Source organism: Roseateles sp. Mitsp63 (assembly GCF_059491535.1).
On sequence record NZ_CP168509.1, the window covers coordinates 4,192,953 to 4,208,677 of the forward strand.

The 15,725-nt window shown below is 70.1% G+C and carries 9 protein-coding genes; 1 reads left to right on the plus strand and 8 read right to left on the minus strand.

All coding sequences use genetic code 11. The annotated features are described in order from the left end of the window. The first annotated feature begins 147 nt into the window (after positions 1 to 147). Positions 148 to 1,482 carry a hypothetical protein gene (locus ACEN96_RS18245; RefSeq protein ID WP_495584487.1) on the plus strand — a complete coding sequence of 445 codons (1,335 nt, stop codon included), beginning with the start codon at positions 148 to 150 and terminating at the stop codon, positions 1,480 to 1,482. Positions 1,483 to 1,929: 447 nt separating this feature from the next. Here the strand turns inward: ACEN96_RS18245 and ACEN96_RS18250 are convergent, their stop codons facing one another. The 8 genes from ACEN96_RS18250 to ACEN96_RS18285 form a co-directional block, all read right to left on the minus strand. Beyond that, positions 1,930 to 3,006, minus strand: a complete 1,077-nt coding sequence (locus tag ACEN96_RS18250; RefSeq protein WP_495584488.1) for a porin — start codon at positions 3,004 to 3,006, stop codon at positions 1,930 to 1,932. A 122-nt stretch (positions 3,007 to 3,128) separates the two neighbouring features. Next, on the minus strand, positions 3,129 to 4,820 hold the full coding sequence (locus tag ACEN96_RS18255; protein ID WP_495588642.1) for a GMC family oxidoreductase: 1,692 nt from the start codon (positions 4,818 to 4,820) through the stop codon (positions 3,129 to 3,131). A gap of 197 nt (positions 4,821 to 5,017) precedes the next feature. Then, entirely contained in the window at positions 5,018 to 9,919 is a 4,902-nt protein-coding gene (locus ACEN96_RS18260) for a LamG-like jellyroll fold domain-containing protein (protein WP_495584489.1), read from the minus strand. A 97-nt stretch (positions 9,920 to 10,016) separates the two neighbouring features. Further along, complete coding sequence (locus ACEN96_RS18265; RefSeq protein ID WP_495584490.1) at positions 10,017 to 10,880, minus strand: class I fructose-bisphosphate aldolase; 864 nt, start codon at positions 10,878 to 10,880, stop codon at positions 10,017 to 10,019. Positions 10,881 to 11,002: 122 nt separating this feature from the next. Then, positions 11,003 to 12,037 (minus strand): aldo/keto reductase, encoded by a 1,035-nt coding sequence (locus ACEN96_RS18270; RefSeq protein WP_495584491.1) that lies wholly within the window; start codon positions 12,035 to 12,037, stop codon positions 11,003 to 11,005. Continuing rightward, positions 12,034 to 13,086, minus strand: a complete 1,053-nt coding sequence (locus ACEN96_RS18275) for an ABC transporter permease (RefSeq protein WP_495584492.1) — start codon at positions 13,084 to 13,086, stop codon at positions 12,034 to 12,036. The genes ACEN96_RS18270 and ACEN96_RS18275 overlap by 4 nt, the downstream gene beginning before the upstream one ends. Beyond that, entirely contained in the window at positions 13,086 to 14,615 is a 1,530-nt protein-coding gene (locus ACEN96_RS18280; RefSeq protein ID WP_495584493.1) for a sugar ABC transporter ATP-binding protein, read from the minus strand. Before ACEN96_RS18280 ends, ACEN96_RS18275 begins: the two co-directional genes overlap by 1 nt. Continuing rightward, positions 14,612 to 15,679: a substrate-binding domain-containing protein gene (locus tag ACEN96_RS18285; RefSeq protein ID WP_495584494.1), complete on the minus strand. Its 1,068-nt coding sequence runs from the start codon at positions 15,677 to 15,679 to the stop codon at positions 14,612 to 14,614. Before ACEN96_RS18285 ends, ACEN96_RS18280 begins: the two co-directional genes overlap by 4 nt. Between the last annotated feature and the right edge of the window lie 46 nt (positions 15,680 to 15,725).

Genomic DNA, 15,725 nt, shown 5'->3' on the forward strand with positions numbered 1-15,725 from the left:
TTTTTAGGGCATCGTATCAATCCGTTACGGGCGCGTGATGAGAAGGTACCCGGGTGAACTCCCCCCAGTCCGAGGGGAGACGCCAACGAAAGTGCGATGACCGCATCAGGTGCTCGGTAGCACCGCTGAACTGGCTAGGGAGGAAGCTTGAGCGACGAGAAGGAACAAGTCGGCCGACCAGATGGGAAGGCCCCAGTAAAGATTTCGTTGAATCGACCAAAGAAGGTTCTCCACACGACGGCAGGCACGCTCTACTTGAGAGCTATCGGAGGACGTGAGCTGCAGGCGTTGGAGGGCGAGACAGCCGAAATTGGCCGGCGGGTGCTCGCTCAATGTCTTGGCCGAAGCGACGGCCTCCAAGACAAGACGGGCATCGGCGAGGACGACGTCAACCTTCTCAGTGAGGAAGACCTCGCTGCGGCAGGCATCGCGCTCAGAGAACAGAATCGGTGGAGTTGGCTCACGGCCCCGACAACCTTTGAAGAGATTGGTGCGGCGGCGCTCGATGCAAAGAAGCGATGGGATGACCTGGCCAACTCCGCTGGCGAAGCGATGAGGCGCGCCATCGGTGACAAGTACAGCTATCTCGGCGAGGGGCCGATGAGTCGACTCCAGGCGGGCATGGACCAGTTGGCCGAGCTCAAGAAGGCTCAGTTGGCAGCGACGAGCGACAGGATTCAAGCTGCGTTCGGTCACACCGCGGCGGAGGCGCTCAGCGAGGCGCTGAAGGGCGTGAACTCGGGCGGCGTGTCAGATACCCTGTCCAAGTTGATGTCGGCCAACCATCCCAATCAGATGGCCGACGTACTCAAAGGCGCAGGCCTGGGGCCGACCCTCGAGGAGCATCTTCGAAAGACGGAGACCATGACGGCGCGGGCAATGCTTGATGCTCAACGCGTCGCTGACCTTGCCAAGGGATTCAAGGTCACTCCCCCGGTGTTGTCCATGCCTGAGTCGCGCATCATGTCGCCCGAGGTCCTTCGCGTGATGCGGCCTCCTGCCTTCGAGGACACGACGCACGGCAAGACGGCCATCAGCACGTTGGATGAGGTCCGGGCGCAAAACACCCGACTGGAGCATTTGACCAACGTCGTCGTCAGCTTGAACGAGACCCTCATCAAGGACGTGTTGCCCGCCTGGAAGGACGAACTCAAGAACGGTCAGGAAGCGGCTGTGGTTGAGACGGGGCGCTTCAACCGCTCGATTTGGTGGGCGAAGTGGGCGTTCTTCGGAGGCGCGATTGTGTCCGTGTTCGCGACCGCGGCTGCGACTATCTGGCAGGTGAACGTGGCTCGCGAAATCGACAAGGGGAACTCTGACCAGATGAATGCGCTGCAGGAGGTCTTAAAGCAGCAGCTAGAAGTGCAGAAGGCACTTCAGGCGATGCAGCGGCCGACCGAGCAGCCGCAACTCCAGCCAGCGGCCCCCGCAAGAGCTCGCGCCGCAGCAAGTGATGCGGCCATTCCGGTTAAGCAGAACTGACAGCGGAATGCTGGCACTTCGACCGCACGTCCGCGTGTCGGGCCGGCGTCAACCGACAATCCTGCTGGCCAAGTGCAGGAGGCCGCGCTTGTGAAGTACCCACCTCTGCAGCCAATCGTCGAGAACTAGGAAGTCGCCGATGGGGTCGCGGAGCAAGTGGTGGTGGCCGCGACCGAGGACGAGCGCCCTGTATTCACCGCCCGACAGTACGCCTACGCCGTCCGGCGGCTCTTCGGCGACGTGCCATTCGCTTCCGAGCTCCTCAAGCCAACTGTTTCATATCCCACCAAGATGCCACGTGGAGCCACCTTCCTTTTCTCGGCGAGCCGTTCACCCGCTCCTTGCAAGACGGCCGCCGGCACGTCTTGCGACCCACGGACCGGAAACGCCGGACGAAAGGCGCTTCGGCGTGCAACCGCACTGCTCGAAGCGCCAAGGGGCGCGCTGTCAGAAACTGTGCCCCATCCCCGCGTACACCGCGCGCTGCCCGGCGCCCGCGCCCGGTCCGTTGGCGGACACGTCCGCCGCGTAGTTGGCCGCGCCCGAGTTGTTCACGCCGCCCAGCGAGGCGTACAGGAAGCTGCGCTTGGACAGCGCGTAGTCCGCCCCGACCATCAGGACCGTCGCCTTGCCATGGTTGCGGTTCGCGCTGACGTGGTACCCGGCGCCGATCAGCGTCAGCGCCGGCGTCACGTCATGGCGGATGCCCAGCCACGCATGGCGCAGCCGCGTCGGCGCGTTCGCCGGCGCCGCGCCCGCGGTGATGTGCTCGTACGCGGCGAACAGCTTCGACGCGCCCAGGCGGTAGGTGCCGCCCGCCACCGTCTGCTTCGAATGGGTGTAGACGTCGCTGAACAGGCCGTTGGCATCGCGCCGGGCGGTATGGATGCCGCGCAGCTCCAGCCCTTCACGGACGTAGGCGAGCGACACGCCCTCGGCCCGCAGCTTGCGGTTGCCGCCGGCCTGCTCGCCCAGGCTCAGCTGCGCGTTGGCGGTGAAGCCGCCCCAGGACGGCGTGGTGTACTCGATCACGTTGTCCGCGCCCACCCAGCTGCGTCCGCGCACCAGCGTCGCGCTGCTGATGAACTGCTGCCCGGTCGGATCCAGGTGCCAGACATCATTGGTGTTGAACAGGTTCTTGCCGAACTGCAGCCGCCCCCAGTCCTTGCTGCCCAGCCCCACGTACGAGCGGCGGTTGAAGAACGGCGGCGCGTTGGTCCGCCCCGTGGTGCTGCCGAAGCCGCTCTCCAGCAGGAAGTAGGCGTTGAGCCCGCCCCCCAGGTCCTCCGTCCCCTTGAAGCCCAGCATGCTGGTGCCCCACTGGTTGCTGGCGGTGCGGGTGAGCGACTCGGCACGGCCGGACGCCGGGTCCCGCACCTTGTCGATGTACTCGACGCCGGCGACGACGCGCCCGTAGACGGTCACGCTGCTCTGGGCCGAAGCGCCGGCCGGCGCGGCCAGCGCGATGGCGGCCGTGATCGCGCAAGCCGACGTGGAAGCCGACCCGATAAGGCTGTTTTTCATCTGACTATCCAATCCATGAAACGGTGGTTTCCCCCCGTGATTGAGATTCGCGGGCGCAGGGGCGCCCACACCCGCGCCACGGGGTGTGCGCGAGCGTTGCTTGAGTAGGGAGCGGGGGCGGCTCAGCAGGCGCCGGCGGCGCCGGCGGCGCCGCGCGGCCACAGCGCCAGGGCGGCGGCGTCGGCGTCGGCGGCCGCTTCTTCCTGGATCCAGCCGGCCGCCATCTCGGCCAACATCAGCGTCGGGCTGTTGGTGTTGCCGCTGGTGATCAGCGGCATCGCGCCCGCATCGACGACGCGCAGGCCCCGCGCGCCGCGCACGCGCAGCCGGCTGTCCAGCACCGCCATCGGATCGCCATCGCGCCCCATGCGGGTGGTGCCCACCGGATGGAAGATGGTGGTGGCGATGTCACCGGCCAGCCGCGCCAGGTCCTCGTCGGTCTGGTACTGCGGGCCGGGTTTCCATTCCTGCGGCCGGTAGCGCGCCAGCGCCGGCTGCCTCACGATGCGCCGCGTCACCCGCAGGGAGTCGGCCGCCACCTGGCGGTCCTCCTCGGTGCTGAGGTAGTTGGGCGCGATCGCCGGCGCGTCCTCGAAATACGGGCTGCGGATCCGCACCGTGCCACGGCTGGTGGGATTGAGGTTGCACACGCTGGCGGTGAAGGCGGGGAAGTCGTGCAGCGGCTCGCCGAAGGCGTCGAGCGACAGCGGCTGGACGTGGTACTGGAGGTTGGGCCAGGCATGCATCGGGGAACTCCGCGTGAAGGCCCCGAGCTGCGACGGCGCCATGCTCATCGGGCCGCTGCGCTTGACCAGGTACTCCATGCCGATGCGCGCGCGGCCCCACAGGCTGGCCGCCAGCACGTTGAGCGTCTCGGCGCCCTCGATGCGGTACACCGCCCGGATCTGCAGGTGGTCCTGCAGGTTGGCGCCCACGCCGGGCGAGGCCACCTTCACCGGAATGCCCAGCCGGTGGAGCAGCGCCGGCTCGCCCACGCCCGAGAGCTGCAGCAGCTGCGGCGACCCGATGGCGCCGGCGCAGACGATGACCTCGTGGCGGGCCAGCACCGTCACGCGCTGCCGGCCGTCCCAGATCTCCGCGCCGATGCAGCGCGGGCGGCCGTCCTCCGCCACGCCCCACAGCAGCCGCGTGGCGCGGCTGTTGACCCACATCTGGAAGTTGGCGCGCCCCTCGCAGGCGGGCCGCAGGAAGGCCTTGGCCGTGTTCCAGCGCCAGCCGCCGCGCTGATTGACCTGGAAGTAGCCCACCCCTTCGTTGGTGCCGCGGTTGAAGTCCGAGGTGCGCGGCACCCCCGCCTGCTCCGCGGCCTCGGCGAAGGCGTCCAGGATGTCCCAGCGCAGGCGTTGCCGCTCGACGCGCCACTCGCCGCCCGCGCCATGCCATTCGTTGGCGCCGGCGAAATGGTCCTCGTGCTTCTTGAAGACCGGCAGCACCCGGCTCCATCGCCAGGCGTCGTCGGCCAGCAGGTCGGCCCACCGGTTGTAGTCGCGCGCCTGGCCGCGCATGTAGATCATCCCGTTGATGCTGGAGCAGCCCCCCAGCGTCTTGCCGCGCGGATAGCGCAGGCTGCGCCCGTTCAGGCCGGGCTCCGGCTCCGTGGTGTAGAGCCAGTCGGTGCGGGGGTTGCCGATGCAGTGCAGGTAGCCCACCGGGATGTGGATCCACGGATGGACGTCCCGGCCGCCCGCCTCGACCAGCAGCGTCTGGCGATGCGGGATGTCGGTCAGCCGCTTGCACAGCAGCGCGCCAGCCGTGCCGCCGCCGATCACCAGGTAGTCGAAGGTGCCCGCCACCGGCGCGGCCGTCGCGTGCGCCGGGGGCTGGCGGCCGGGCTGGACCGCCGGCGCGCCCGCCAGTCGATGGGGATGAGGATGCGGACGATCGGCCGCGCTCGGGGCCTTGGGGGCCGTCTCGGGAGGGAAGAGGCTCAAGCGGATACTCCTTCGGAAGAGGGGCCGGGGCGCCGCCGGGGTGCCCCGCCAGTGGCGGCTCAGGGCGAGCCATCCAGCGAGTTGAGGTAGACGGTCAGCGCATCGCGGTCCGCCTGCGGGCGGCCCGCCGCGTTGCCGTGACCGGGCTTGCGCAGCACCTCGTCGAGCGAGGCGGCCTGGCCGTTGTGGAAGTACTGGCGGTTGACCCACAGCGCGCGCAGCGTCGGCGTGTCGATGCCCTTGCCCGCCAGCGGCTCGCCGTTGCCCTGGCCGGACGAGGGCTGGAGCGTGCCGACGTCATGCCGCAGCCCGTCGCGCAGCGCCGCGCCGCCATGGCAGGTGGCGCACTGGAGCTGGGTGAACAGGCGCTGCCCCTGCAGGGCGACGGGACTCAACTGGCCGCCGGCCTCGCGATATGGGCTGCGCGGGTAGCGGGTCAGCGAGCCGACGTAGGCCGCCAGGTCGTCCAGCGCCGCGCTGCGGCCGGCCTTGGCCATGCCCAGCGCGTCGACGGTGGCCTGGAAGTCCGCATCGCTCATGAAGCCGGTGCCGCCGAGATGGCGCCGGATGTCGCCCTCGAAGTCCTGCACCTCGTCGAAGTTGGCGCTCCAGTGCAGGCGGCCATGGCCCAGGCCTCCCCTTCCCTTCAGGCTGATCGTGCGCCGCAGGCCCTCGCCGCGCTGGGTGAAGTCCCACACCGTGCCGTCGTCGCCGCCATCGGCATGGCAGCTGGCGCAGGACATGTAGTTGTCCCGGCTCATGCGGGGGTCGGCCGCGTTGTAGAAGATCTTCTTGCCGCGCAGCACCGAGGCCGTCAGCGGCTCCCGCGCCACCACCGGCACGGTCGCGAGCCGCCTCGAGGCGAAGGACGCGGACGACAGCACCGCGCTCACGTCCTGCACGGTGACGCTGCGGCCGAGGAAGTCGTTGATGTAGAGCCGCTGGGTGGCCGCGTCGAGGTACAGCCCGTGCGGCGCCCGGCCGGTCTCGATCTCGCCGCGGATGGCGCGGTTGTAGGCGTCGACGATGGCGACGCGGTTGCCCTCCATCTGCGCGACGAACAGGTAGTCGCCCTTGGGCGAATACACCACCGCGCGGGCCGGCGCCCGGTCGTTGAAGTCGAGCTGCTCCGCGAAGACCTCGACCGAATGGGCCGCCAGCGCGATCTGGCTGACGATGGAACGCACCGTGCGGTCATGTTCCAGCGGCTGCTGGTCGCGGAAGCCGCCGCGCGCGATGTTGTCCTTCTTGGACGGCAGCGCGGCGCGCGTGCCATCGGGCGAGATCACGATCTGATGCAGGTAATTGGGCACGCCGCGGGCGCGGTTCTCCGCATCCACGGTGGTGGTGTCCACCTGCAGCGGCACCGTCTGCGTGAGCCGCCAGGCCGGCAGATGGACGCGATGCACCTGCGCGCCGCCCGCGAGCGAGCGGAAGCGGGTCACGTATGCGTCCTGCGAATCCGCAGTCACCGCCAGGCCCCGCAGGTCGCCGTCCAGCGAGAGCGTCCGGACGGTGGCGCCGCTGACCGGATCGATGCTGATCAATTGGGACTTCGATTCCAGCGTCACCAGGCCGCTCAGCCCGTCCGGCGTGAACACCACGCCATGCGGCCCGCTGCCATAGGCCAGTTGCACCGTCCGCGCCACCGTGCCGTCGGCCGCCAGCGCCACCAGCTTGTCATCGCCCTGCACCGTCACCCAGACGCGCCCGTCCGGCGCCACGGCCAGCGTCTTCGGATCGTTGCCGACCGCGGTCTCCCACACCTTGGACTGCGTGGCCGTGTCGATCGCGGCCACCGTGCCGCTGTCCGGATTGACGCTGTAGACGCGGCTGCCCGCGCCGGTGATGTTGGTGCTGTGGGCCGGCGCGCGCGCGGTGAGCGGCCGGGTGGCCGTGCGCTGGAAGGCGTAGTAGGACTCGGTGCCATCGGACTGGCGCACCGTCAGGACGACCGTGTAGTGGCCCGGCGCGCTGAACGCGTGGGAGGTGGCCAGCGTGCCGCTGAAGGCGGTCCTCGCGGAGCCGTCGCCGAAGTTCCAGCTGTACTGCGCGCCCGCGCGGGCCAGCGCCGCCGGATGGAAATTGACGCGCTGGTTCACGCCCACCCATTCCTCGCCGGCCTGGCCCGGCACGCGGACCGTCGGCCGGGTCAGCAGGCTGGCGGCCTCGGCGTCGCTGAGCGCGCGGTCGAACACGCGCACGTTGGAGAGCACGCCGCGGAAGAACTCGTCGTTGCCCTCGATCTGCCCCAGCCGCCTGAACTTGCTCGCCAGGCCGAAGACCCCGGCCGTGCCGGTGCCCGTGGTCTTCACGCCGTCCACGTAGAGGGCCTGCGCGCCGGTGATGGCATTGCGGGTCATGACGACGAAATGCCACTGCCCATCGTTGACCGGCTGGGGGGACGCCGTGCCCGGGTTGTCCGAGGACAGGTTGCCCACCGACAGCCGCAGCCGGCCGCCGTCGTCCAGCCAGCCCCAGAACATGTCGTTGGTGCCGCCGGACTCGTCCCGCCCGAACAGGCCGGGGGCGCGCCACGGATCGGCGTGGCCGGTCTGCGTCGTCTTCATGTGGAAGGCCACGCTCGCGGACCGGCTCAAGGTGACCGCGACGGCGTCGCTGCCCAGCTCCACGCCGGCGCTGCGGCTGGCCAGGTTCAGGCCGCCCTCGCCAAAGGCGTCGCCCGCGCCCGAGACGCCATGGACGCCGCCCGCGACATCCCGGAGCGTGCTCAGCAGTGGCCAGTGATGCACCACGCCCGCCATCGCCACGGCCTGCGCATCGGTCAGCACGCGCCCGTACACCCGCACGTTGGAGAGGCTGCCGCGGAAGAAGTCGGCGGCGCCTTCGAACTGGCCCAGGGTCCGGAACCTGGTGTTGAGTCCACGCGCGCCGGTCAGCCCGGGCGCGGTGGTGCGGATGCCATCCACGTACATCACCTGCATGCCGGTGACCGCGTCGCGGCTGAGGATCACGTGATGCCAGGCGCCGTCATTGACGACGACGGTGGACGCGACGCCGGGGTTGGCGCTGCTCGCCTCGCCCACGCTGAGCCGCAGGCGCCCCTGGACGTCGATCCAGCCCCAGAACACGTCGTCCTGCCCGCCGGCCTGGTCGCGCCCGAAGATGCCCGGCGCCGCCGCCGGCGTGGCCGCCCCGGCCTGCGTCGTGCGCATGTGGAAGCTCAGCGTGGCGGAGCCGCCCAGCGTGGTGGCGACGCTGTCGCTGGCCAGCGGCACGCCGCCGCTGCGCCCGGCGAAGTTCAGCGCGCCGTCGGCGAAGGCATCGGCCGGCGAGGCCTGGCCGTTGTTGCCGCCGACCACGTCGGCCAGGCTGGCGCTCAGCGGCCAGTTGTGGACGGTCTGCGCCGGCTCGGTGGTGAACTCGGCCTTGTAGGCTTCGGTGATGGCGTTGCCGGCGTAGTCCCGCACGCCCTGGGCGGGGATGCTCACCTCGTAGGTCGTGCCGGGCTGGAGCGGCTGCGCCGGCGCGAAGTTCACGATGCCCAGCTGCACGCTGTAGGTGCCCGCGATCGGGCTGCCGCCCTTGGGCCGCACGATGAAGCTGGCCGCGTTGACGGAGCCATGCAGGATGCTGTCGCTGAAGGCCACGCCGATGCGCGAGGTCAAGGCCTGCCCCTGCGAACCCGGCCGCGGCGACACCGTCCGCACCTTCGGCGGCGTGAGGTCCTTGTTGCGGTCGTGGACGATGAAGCCGCTGCCGCTGCCGTGGTCGTTGCCGACGTAGACGAGGTTGCCCATCGGCATCACCTGCCCGTGGTCGGAGTGATGCGCCGCCTCGGAGCCCTCGGCGAACAGCGCGCCATGGCCCACTTCGAGGTGGTTCAGCGGGTCCTTGACGCTGACCTTGTGGACCTTTTCCTGCGCGCCCTGGAACACGAAATCGTCCTGCGTCGCGCAGTAGAGCTGGTCGGGAATCGCCAGGCGCTGGTCCTCGGCCACGAAGCGGCCCGGATCGCTCAGGTCGTAGCCGAACATCCTGCCGTCGGCATTGCGCGCCGAGCCATACAGCTTCAGCCCGTCGAAGCAGGTCGCGTAATAGAACGGCAGCGCGCCCACGCCGTCGACGAACTTCGGATTGAGCGGGTCCGAGATGTCCAGGCTGGCCAGCCCGGTGCTGGTCTCCATCGACGAGATCACCATGTGGTTGCCCATCGTGAAGATCGGGCCCACGCGGAAGCCGCCGAGCTCGCCGGTGGGGACTGGGTTGGGCCGGCCCTCGCCGCGATTGGCGATGACGGCGTTGGCCGGATCCTTCGCGTCGACGATGTAGATGCCGTCATCGGCCGAGGCCACGTACAGGTAGGGCGCCTGCCACCACAGCTGCCAGCTCACCTTGGCGTAGTCGCCCCCGTCCACGGTGGGCAGCACCACCTTCTTCACCTGGCGGATGTCGTTGACGTCGGTGAAGTCCCAGAACTCGACGCCCTTGGTGCTGGGCACCACGATGTACAGCCGGCCGTTGATCGTGGCCGAGCCGATGGCATGCGGCTCGCGGAACTCGGCGGTGGTGCCGGCGGGGTCGTAGATCTTCTTGACCAGCCGGATGTTGCGCGGGTCGGAGACGTCGTAGAGCAGGAAGCCCCCGGTGGACTGGCCGCTGTCCGGCGCGAACATCGTCAGGAAGTAGCCGTTGACCATCAGCGCCACGTTGGTGCCGTAGTCCTTGCGGCCTTCGTGGCGGAAGGGGATGTCGCCGTCCCCCGCGCCCGGCGAGGTCTCGCTCTTGATCCAGGAGATCGGCTTGAAGAGTTGCGCCTGCGTGTAGGTCAGGTTGCCCAGCCCGGGCCCCGTGGCGGCCAGCCGCGCCTGCGCGAGTGAGGCCACGGCGGCCACGGCCCGTTGCAGGGTCTGGGCGGGCGAGGTGCCGGTGACGGCGGCGTGGGCGAGGAATGCCCCGAGCAGAACAATGAGCGCGATCGCGCCTGAACGGACCTTCATGCGATGTCTCCTGGCGTTGGACGAGGCGGCTCTCTGCGGAGCCGTCATGGCGGGGGGAGTGAGCGCGGGAACGCGGGAACGCGGGGACCGCCGGAACTCAGGCGGCCTGCCGCCTGGGATCGGCCTCCTGGTAGAGCCGCCAGGCGGTCTCGGCGCTGGCGCCCTCGTGGATCATGGCCATCAGGCCCAGCACGACGGCGGCGGGCTCGGCATGCTGGTAGACGTTGCGCCCGTACACCATGCCGGCGGCGCCCTGGTCCAGCAGCACGCGCGAGCGCTGGAAGACCTGGCGCAGGTCCTCCTTGCCGCCGCCCCGCACCAGCACCGGGCAGCGCGCCGCCTCCACCACGCGGTGGAACTCCACCGGATCGGCGGTGGGATCGGCCTTGACGATGTCGGCGCCCAGCTCGCGGGCCAGGCGCACCAGCGTCACGATCTTCTCGGCGTCGCCGTCGACCATGTAGCCGCCGCGCTCCGCGTGCGGCGCCATCACCAGCGGCTCGATCATCAGCGGCATGCCGTAGCGGTCGCAGTCGGCGCGCACGCGGGCGATGTTGGCGATGCACTGCCGGAACAGGTCGGGCTCGCCGGGCAGCATGAAGAGGTTGATCACGGCGCAGGCCGCATCCATCTGCACCGCCGGCAGCACCGGGTCCGCCTCGTTCTGCAGCACGGCCCACATGTGGCGGTGCACCGTGGTGTTGTACGGGTTGCCCATGTCCACGCGCATCACCAGCGCGGGCCGGTCCTTGTGCACGCGGCGCTGCAGCAGGTCGGCCTGGCCGTAGTTCAGCTGGATGGCATCGGGGCGCGCCTCCACCAGCTGGTCCATGACGCGCGGCATGTCCTCCAGCCCGACGAGGAAGGACGGTTCGTTGCAGACGCCGTGGTCCACGGCGATGTCCAGGCATCGGCCATGGCGCAGGAGGCGGGTGAGACGGGCAATCTTGTGGTCGGCCATGAGGCCCTCCGTGTCGGTCGAGGAAATCCAGGCGAAGCCCCTCCCCTGGCGCCGCGAAAGGCGCCATCACGAGGGGCCGGGCCCCGGGGAAGGCGGGAAGTGGTGAGCGGTCGGGAGGCGGGTCAGCCTCCCGCGGGCGCCGGGTCCATCAGCGCCTTGAGGTAGTGGCGGGCCGCCCGGTCCACCGTGAGCAGCTCGGCGGCGCTCAGCACCACGCCGGCGGCTGCGGCGTTCTCCACCGCCTGCGCGGCCCGGCGCGCGCCGCACAGCGCGATGTCCACCGCGCCGCTCTGCGTGGTCCAGGCCACCATCAGCTGGGAGAAGGTCACGTCCATCGCGGCGCGCAGCGGTTCCAGCTCGGCGAAGAAGCCGCGCAGCGCGGCGCGATGCTCGTCGCCGAAGCGCGGGTTGCCGGCGCGCTGGTCATCGCCGGAAAACCGGCGGGCCGCGTCGATGGGACCCGAGAGCAGCCCCATCGCCAGGCTGGCGTAGCCCATCACCGCCACGCCGTGGTCGCGGCACAGCGGCACCAGGTCGCGCTCGATGGCGCGATCCAGCAGGCTGTACTTCTCCTGGATGGCATCCACCGGCCCGTGGCGCAGGTACTCGCGCAGCGTGGGCGCATCCACGTTGCTCACGCCGATCGCGCGGATCTTTCCCTGCCGCTTGAGCGTCAGCAGCGCGTCCATGGTCTCCTCCACCGGCGTGGTGTCGTCCTGCCAATGGGTGATGTAGAGGTCGATGTAATCGGTGCGCAGCCGGCGCAGGCTTTGCTCGGCCTCGTGCAGGATGGCCGCGCGGCCGAGGAAGCGGTGGACCGACTGGCCGTCCTCGTCGAAGAAGTGCCGCCCCTGGCGCGTGTGCCAGACCAGCCCGCACTTGGTGGCGATCACCGCGTCGTGGCGCCGGCCCTTGAGCGCGGCGCCCACCAGCGCCTCCGCATGCCCGAGCCCGTAGGCGGGCACGGTGTCGATCAGCGAGATCCCCGCGTCCAGCGACGCGCGGATGGCGTCGACCGCCCCCTGATCGTCCTGCCCGCCCCACATCCAGCCGCCCATGGCCCAGGTGCCCAGGCCGACGGACTCGCAGCGCAGGCCGGAGGCCCCCAGCCGGACCGGGCCCGCCGCGCGGGCGGACTTGATGGCGTCTTCACTCATCGCGATGCCTTTCGTACGTTCAAGAGATGGTCGATGGTCACGGCGGCCAGCAGGATGGCGCCCTTGATCATGTCCTGCCAGTACGGCGACACGTCCAGCAGGATGAGGGAACTGGTCACCACCGACAGCAGCGCCAGTCCGAGCACGGCGCCCAGCACCGTGCCGGAGCCGCCCTTGAGGCTGGCCCCGCCGATCACCACGGCGGCGATGACGTTGAGCTCCATGCCGGCGCCGAAGGTGGGCGTCGCGGCGCCGAAGCGGGCGGTGTAGATGACCCCGGCCAGGCCGGCCAGCGCGGCGCACAGCACCGTGACCCAGAACTTCACGCGCCCGGTGCGGATGCCCGAGTACAGCGCCGCCTTCTCGTTGCTGCCGGTGTAGAACACGCGCCGCATGACGGTGGCGCGGCGCAGCGCCAGATCGCTCAGCGCCACCACCGCCAGGAAGATCAGGATCACCACCGGCACGCCCGCCACCGCGCCCTGCCCGATGAACTTGAACCCGGCCGGCAGCGCGAACAGCGATTGCGGCGTGCCCTGCGTGAGCGCCAGGCACAGTCCGCGCACGATCACCATGAAGGCCAGCGAGGCGATGAAGTGGCTCAGCCCGATGCCGCTGACGCAGCCGCCGATGGCCGCGCCCACCAGCGCGCTCGCGCCGATGGCCAGGACGCCGGCGGTCCAGGGGTCCAGGCCCATCAGGAAGAGCTTGCCGGTCACCACCATGGCCAGGCACACCACCGAGCCCACCGACAGGTCGATGCCGCCGACGATCAGCAGCACCGTCATGCCCACCACCACGATGCCCTCGATGGAGAAGGACAGCAGCATGGCGCGCACGTTGTCCACGGTGAGGAAGTGCGGCGAGGCGAGGCTCATCATCCCGCACAGGGCGGCGATGATCAGCAGCAGGCCGGCCTCCCGCAGGTGGGCGCGCCGTCCGGCCGCCGGATGGGCGCCGGCCGCCGCCGGCAAGGCCACGCCCGGGGAGATCCCCGTCAGCGGCAGCGCCCCGGTGCCGCCGAAGCGGGACAGATCGAACTTGGCCATCAGGCGCTCTCCTCTTTCGTGAATCCTGAAGCGAGGCGCAGCAGCGCCTCTTCCGTCATGGCGGCGCCGCCGAGCTCGCCGGCGATGCGCCCCTCGCGCACCACCAGCGCGCGATCGCACAGGCCGATGATCTCGGGCAGCTCGGACGAGATCACCACGATGCCCATGCCCTGGCGCGCCAGGTCGCGCAGCAGGTGATGGATCTCGGACTTGGCGCCGACGTCCACGCCGCGCGTGGGCTCGTCCATCAGCAGCACCGACGGCCGCGTGGCCAGCAGCTTGGCGATGGCCACCTTCTGCTGATTGCCGCCGGACAGGCAGGCGGCGCAGACCTCCACCCCATCGGACTTGAGCTTGAGCCGGCGGCCCAGGTCGCGGGCCATCTCGCATTCGGCGGACCGGCGCAGCCAGCCCCAGCGCGAGCTGACCCGGTCCAGCGCCATGGCGGCCACGTTCTGCGCGATCGACAGGTCCAGGAACACGCCGGCGGCCTTGCGGTCCTCGCTCAGGTAGGCCAGGCCGCCGCGCAGCGCGTCGCGATAGCGGCGCACGCGCAGCGGCCGGCCGCGCAGGCGCACCGTGCCGCGGCGCGCGGGCCGCAGGCCGCAGACCGTCTCGGCCAGCTCCGTCCGGCCCGCGCCCATCAGGCCGGCGATGCCCAGGATCTCGCCCGGGCGCAGCGCGAAGGAGACCTCGCTGACCCGGTCCTGCAGGTCGCACAGGCCGTCCACCTGCAGCAGCGGATCGCCCGCGGTGTCGATCGCCTCCGCCTTGGGCGGGAAGTACTGCGTCAGGTCGCGGCCGACCATGCAGCGCACCAGCTCATCGGCGCTGGTCCTGGCCAGCGGCGCGCTGAAGACGTCCCGGCCATCGCGCAGCACCGTGGCGCGATCGCAGTGCTCGAAGATCTCGGCCATGCGGTGGCTGATGTAGACGATGGCCATGCCGCGCGCCTTCAGGCCGTGCAGCACGCGGAACAGCGCGCCCGATTCCTGCCCGGTGAGCGCGGCCGTGGGCTCGTCCAGGATCAGCACCTTGCAGTCCAGCGTCAGCGCCTTGGCGATCTCCACCAGCTGCTGCTGCGACAGGCTGAGCTGGCTCACCCGCCGGGCCGGATCGATGTCCGGCGACAGCCGCGCCAGCACCTGCGCGGCCCGGTACTTCAGGTCGCGGTAATCCATCCAGGGCCGCCCGCCGCGGCCCACCTCGGCCATGAACATGTTCTCGGCCACGGTGGCGTCGTCGCACAGCGCGATCTCCTGGTGCACCAGGCCGATGCCCTGCCGCATGGCGTGGGCCGGCCCGTCCAGCCGCAGCGCGCGGCCGTTCAGGCGCAGCTCGCCGGCATCAGGCTGCACGATGCCGCTGACGATCTTCATCAGCGTGGACTTGCCGGCGCCGTTCTCGCCGCACAGCGCATGGATCTCGCCGCGATGGGCGGTGAGGCTGACCCCGGCGAGCGCCGTCACCGCGCCGTAGCGCTTGCGCACGCCCTGCAGGGCCAGCATCGGAGGACTGGCCGCGCTCATTCGTTGATGCCCTTCCCGCCCCGGCGCGCCAGATACCTGTCCCAGTAGAAATCGTCGGCGTTGGCCTTGCTGACGATGGACAGGCCGTTGTCCAGGAAGGGCACTGCCATCGGATTGGTGCCGTTGCGCCGGGCGTCGTTCATCGGGTCGATCAGCGAGGCATGACGCGCCAGGAACAGCAGCATCATCCCCATGTAGCCCTGCACGCCCTGATTGGGATTGACCGCGCCGAACACATCGCCCGACTTGATCATGTCCAGGATCTTGGCGTTGACGTCGCAGCACATCACGCGGACGTTCTTGCGGCTCTCCACCTTGGCCTGCGCCGCGCCGAGCGCCGAGTTGGCCTCCGGCATGAACAGCGCGCCCAGGTTGGGGTTGGCCTGCACCAGGCTCAGCACCGCCTGGTAGGCCTTGTTCGGGTCCTGGTTGGTGGCGGCGCGGCCGGCCAGCTTCATGCCGGGGTGCCTGGCCTTCATGCGGCCGACGAAGGCCGCGATCCGGCGGTCGTGGTTGTCCTGGCCCGGGTTCTCGAGCACCGCGTACTCGCCCTTGCCGCCCATGGCCGCGGCGATCGCGTCGGCGGCCTGCTCGCCCTCGCGCTGGTTGTCCGAGGTGACGAAGGAGACGCGCCGCGAGTTGGGCGAATCCGCGGCGAAGGTCACCACCGGGATGCCCATCGCCGCGGCCCGGTTGATGGGCTCGATGAAGGGATCCGGATTCATCGGATGCAGCAGGATGCCGGCCGGCTTGCGCGCCAGCTCCTGCTCGAAGGACGCCAGCTGCTTGTTGACGTCGTACTCCGGCGTGCCGCTGTAGCGCGTCTTCACGCCCAGCGAGCGGCCCGCCTGTTTCATCATTTCGTAGACCGGGAACCAGTACTCCACGCCCGAGACCATCACGTTCATCACGTAGGTGTCGGTGGCGTTGCCGCGCAGGCCGGGACCGGCCTGGGGAGTGGCCTGGGAACCGGCCTGGGGATTGGCCTGGTTCTGCGCGAAGGCCGGGCCGGTGGAAAGACCCGCTGCCGTGATCGCGGCAGTCTTGAGGAAGTCGCGTCGCATCTCGTCTCCTGTCTGCGCCGGGCATGGCGCTTGTCCTAGGTTTCTG

Bases quoted from the DNA above. Each gene is read 5' to 3' on its own strand.
- ACEN96_RS18250 (WP_495584488.1), bottom strand. From the start codon at position 3,006: ATGAAAAACAGCCTTATCGGGTCGGCTTCCACGTCGGCTTGCGCGATC.
- ACEN96_RS18260 (WP_495584489.1), bottom strand. From the start codon at position 9,919: ATGAAGGTCCGTTCAGGCGCGATCGCGCTCATTGTTCTGCTCGGGGCA.
- ACEN96_RS18265 (WP_495584490.1), bottom strand. From the start codon at position 10,880: ATGGCCGACCACAAGATTGCCCGTCTCACCCGCCTCCTGCGCCATGGC.
- ACEN96_RS18270 (WP_495584491.1), bottom strand. From the start codon at position 12,037: ATGAGTGAAGACGCCATCAAGTCCGCCCGCGCGGCGGGCCCGGTCCGG.
- ACEN96_RS18275 (WP_495584492.1), bottom strand. From the start codon at position 13,086: ATGGCCAAGTTCGATCTGTCCCGCTTCGGCGGCACCGGGGCGCTGCCG.
- ACEN96_RS18280 (WP_495584493.1), bottom strand. From the start codon at position 14,615: ATGAGCGCGGCCAGTCCTCCGATGCTGGCCCTGCAGGGCGTGCGCAAG.
- ACEN96_RS18285 (WP_495584494.1), bottom strand. From the start codon at position 15,679: ATGCGACGCGACTTCCTCAAGACTGCCGCGATCACGGCAGCGGGTCTT.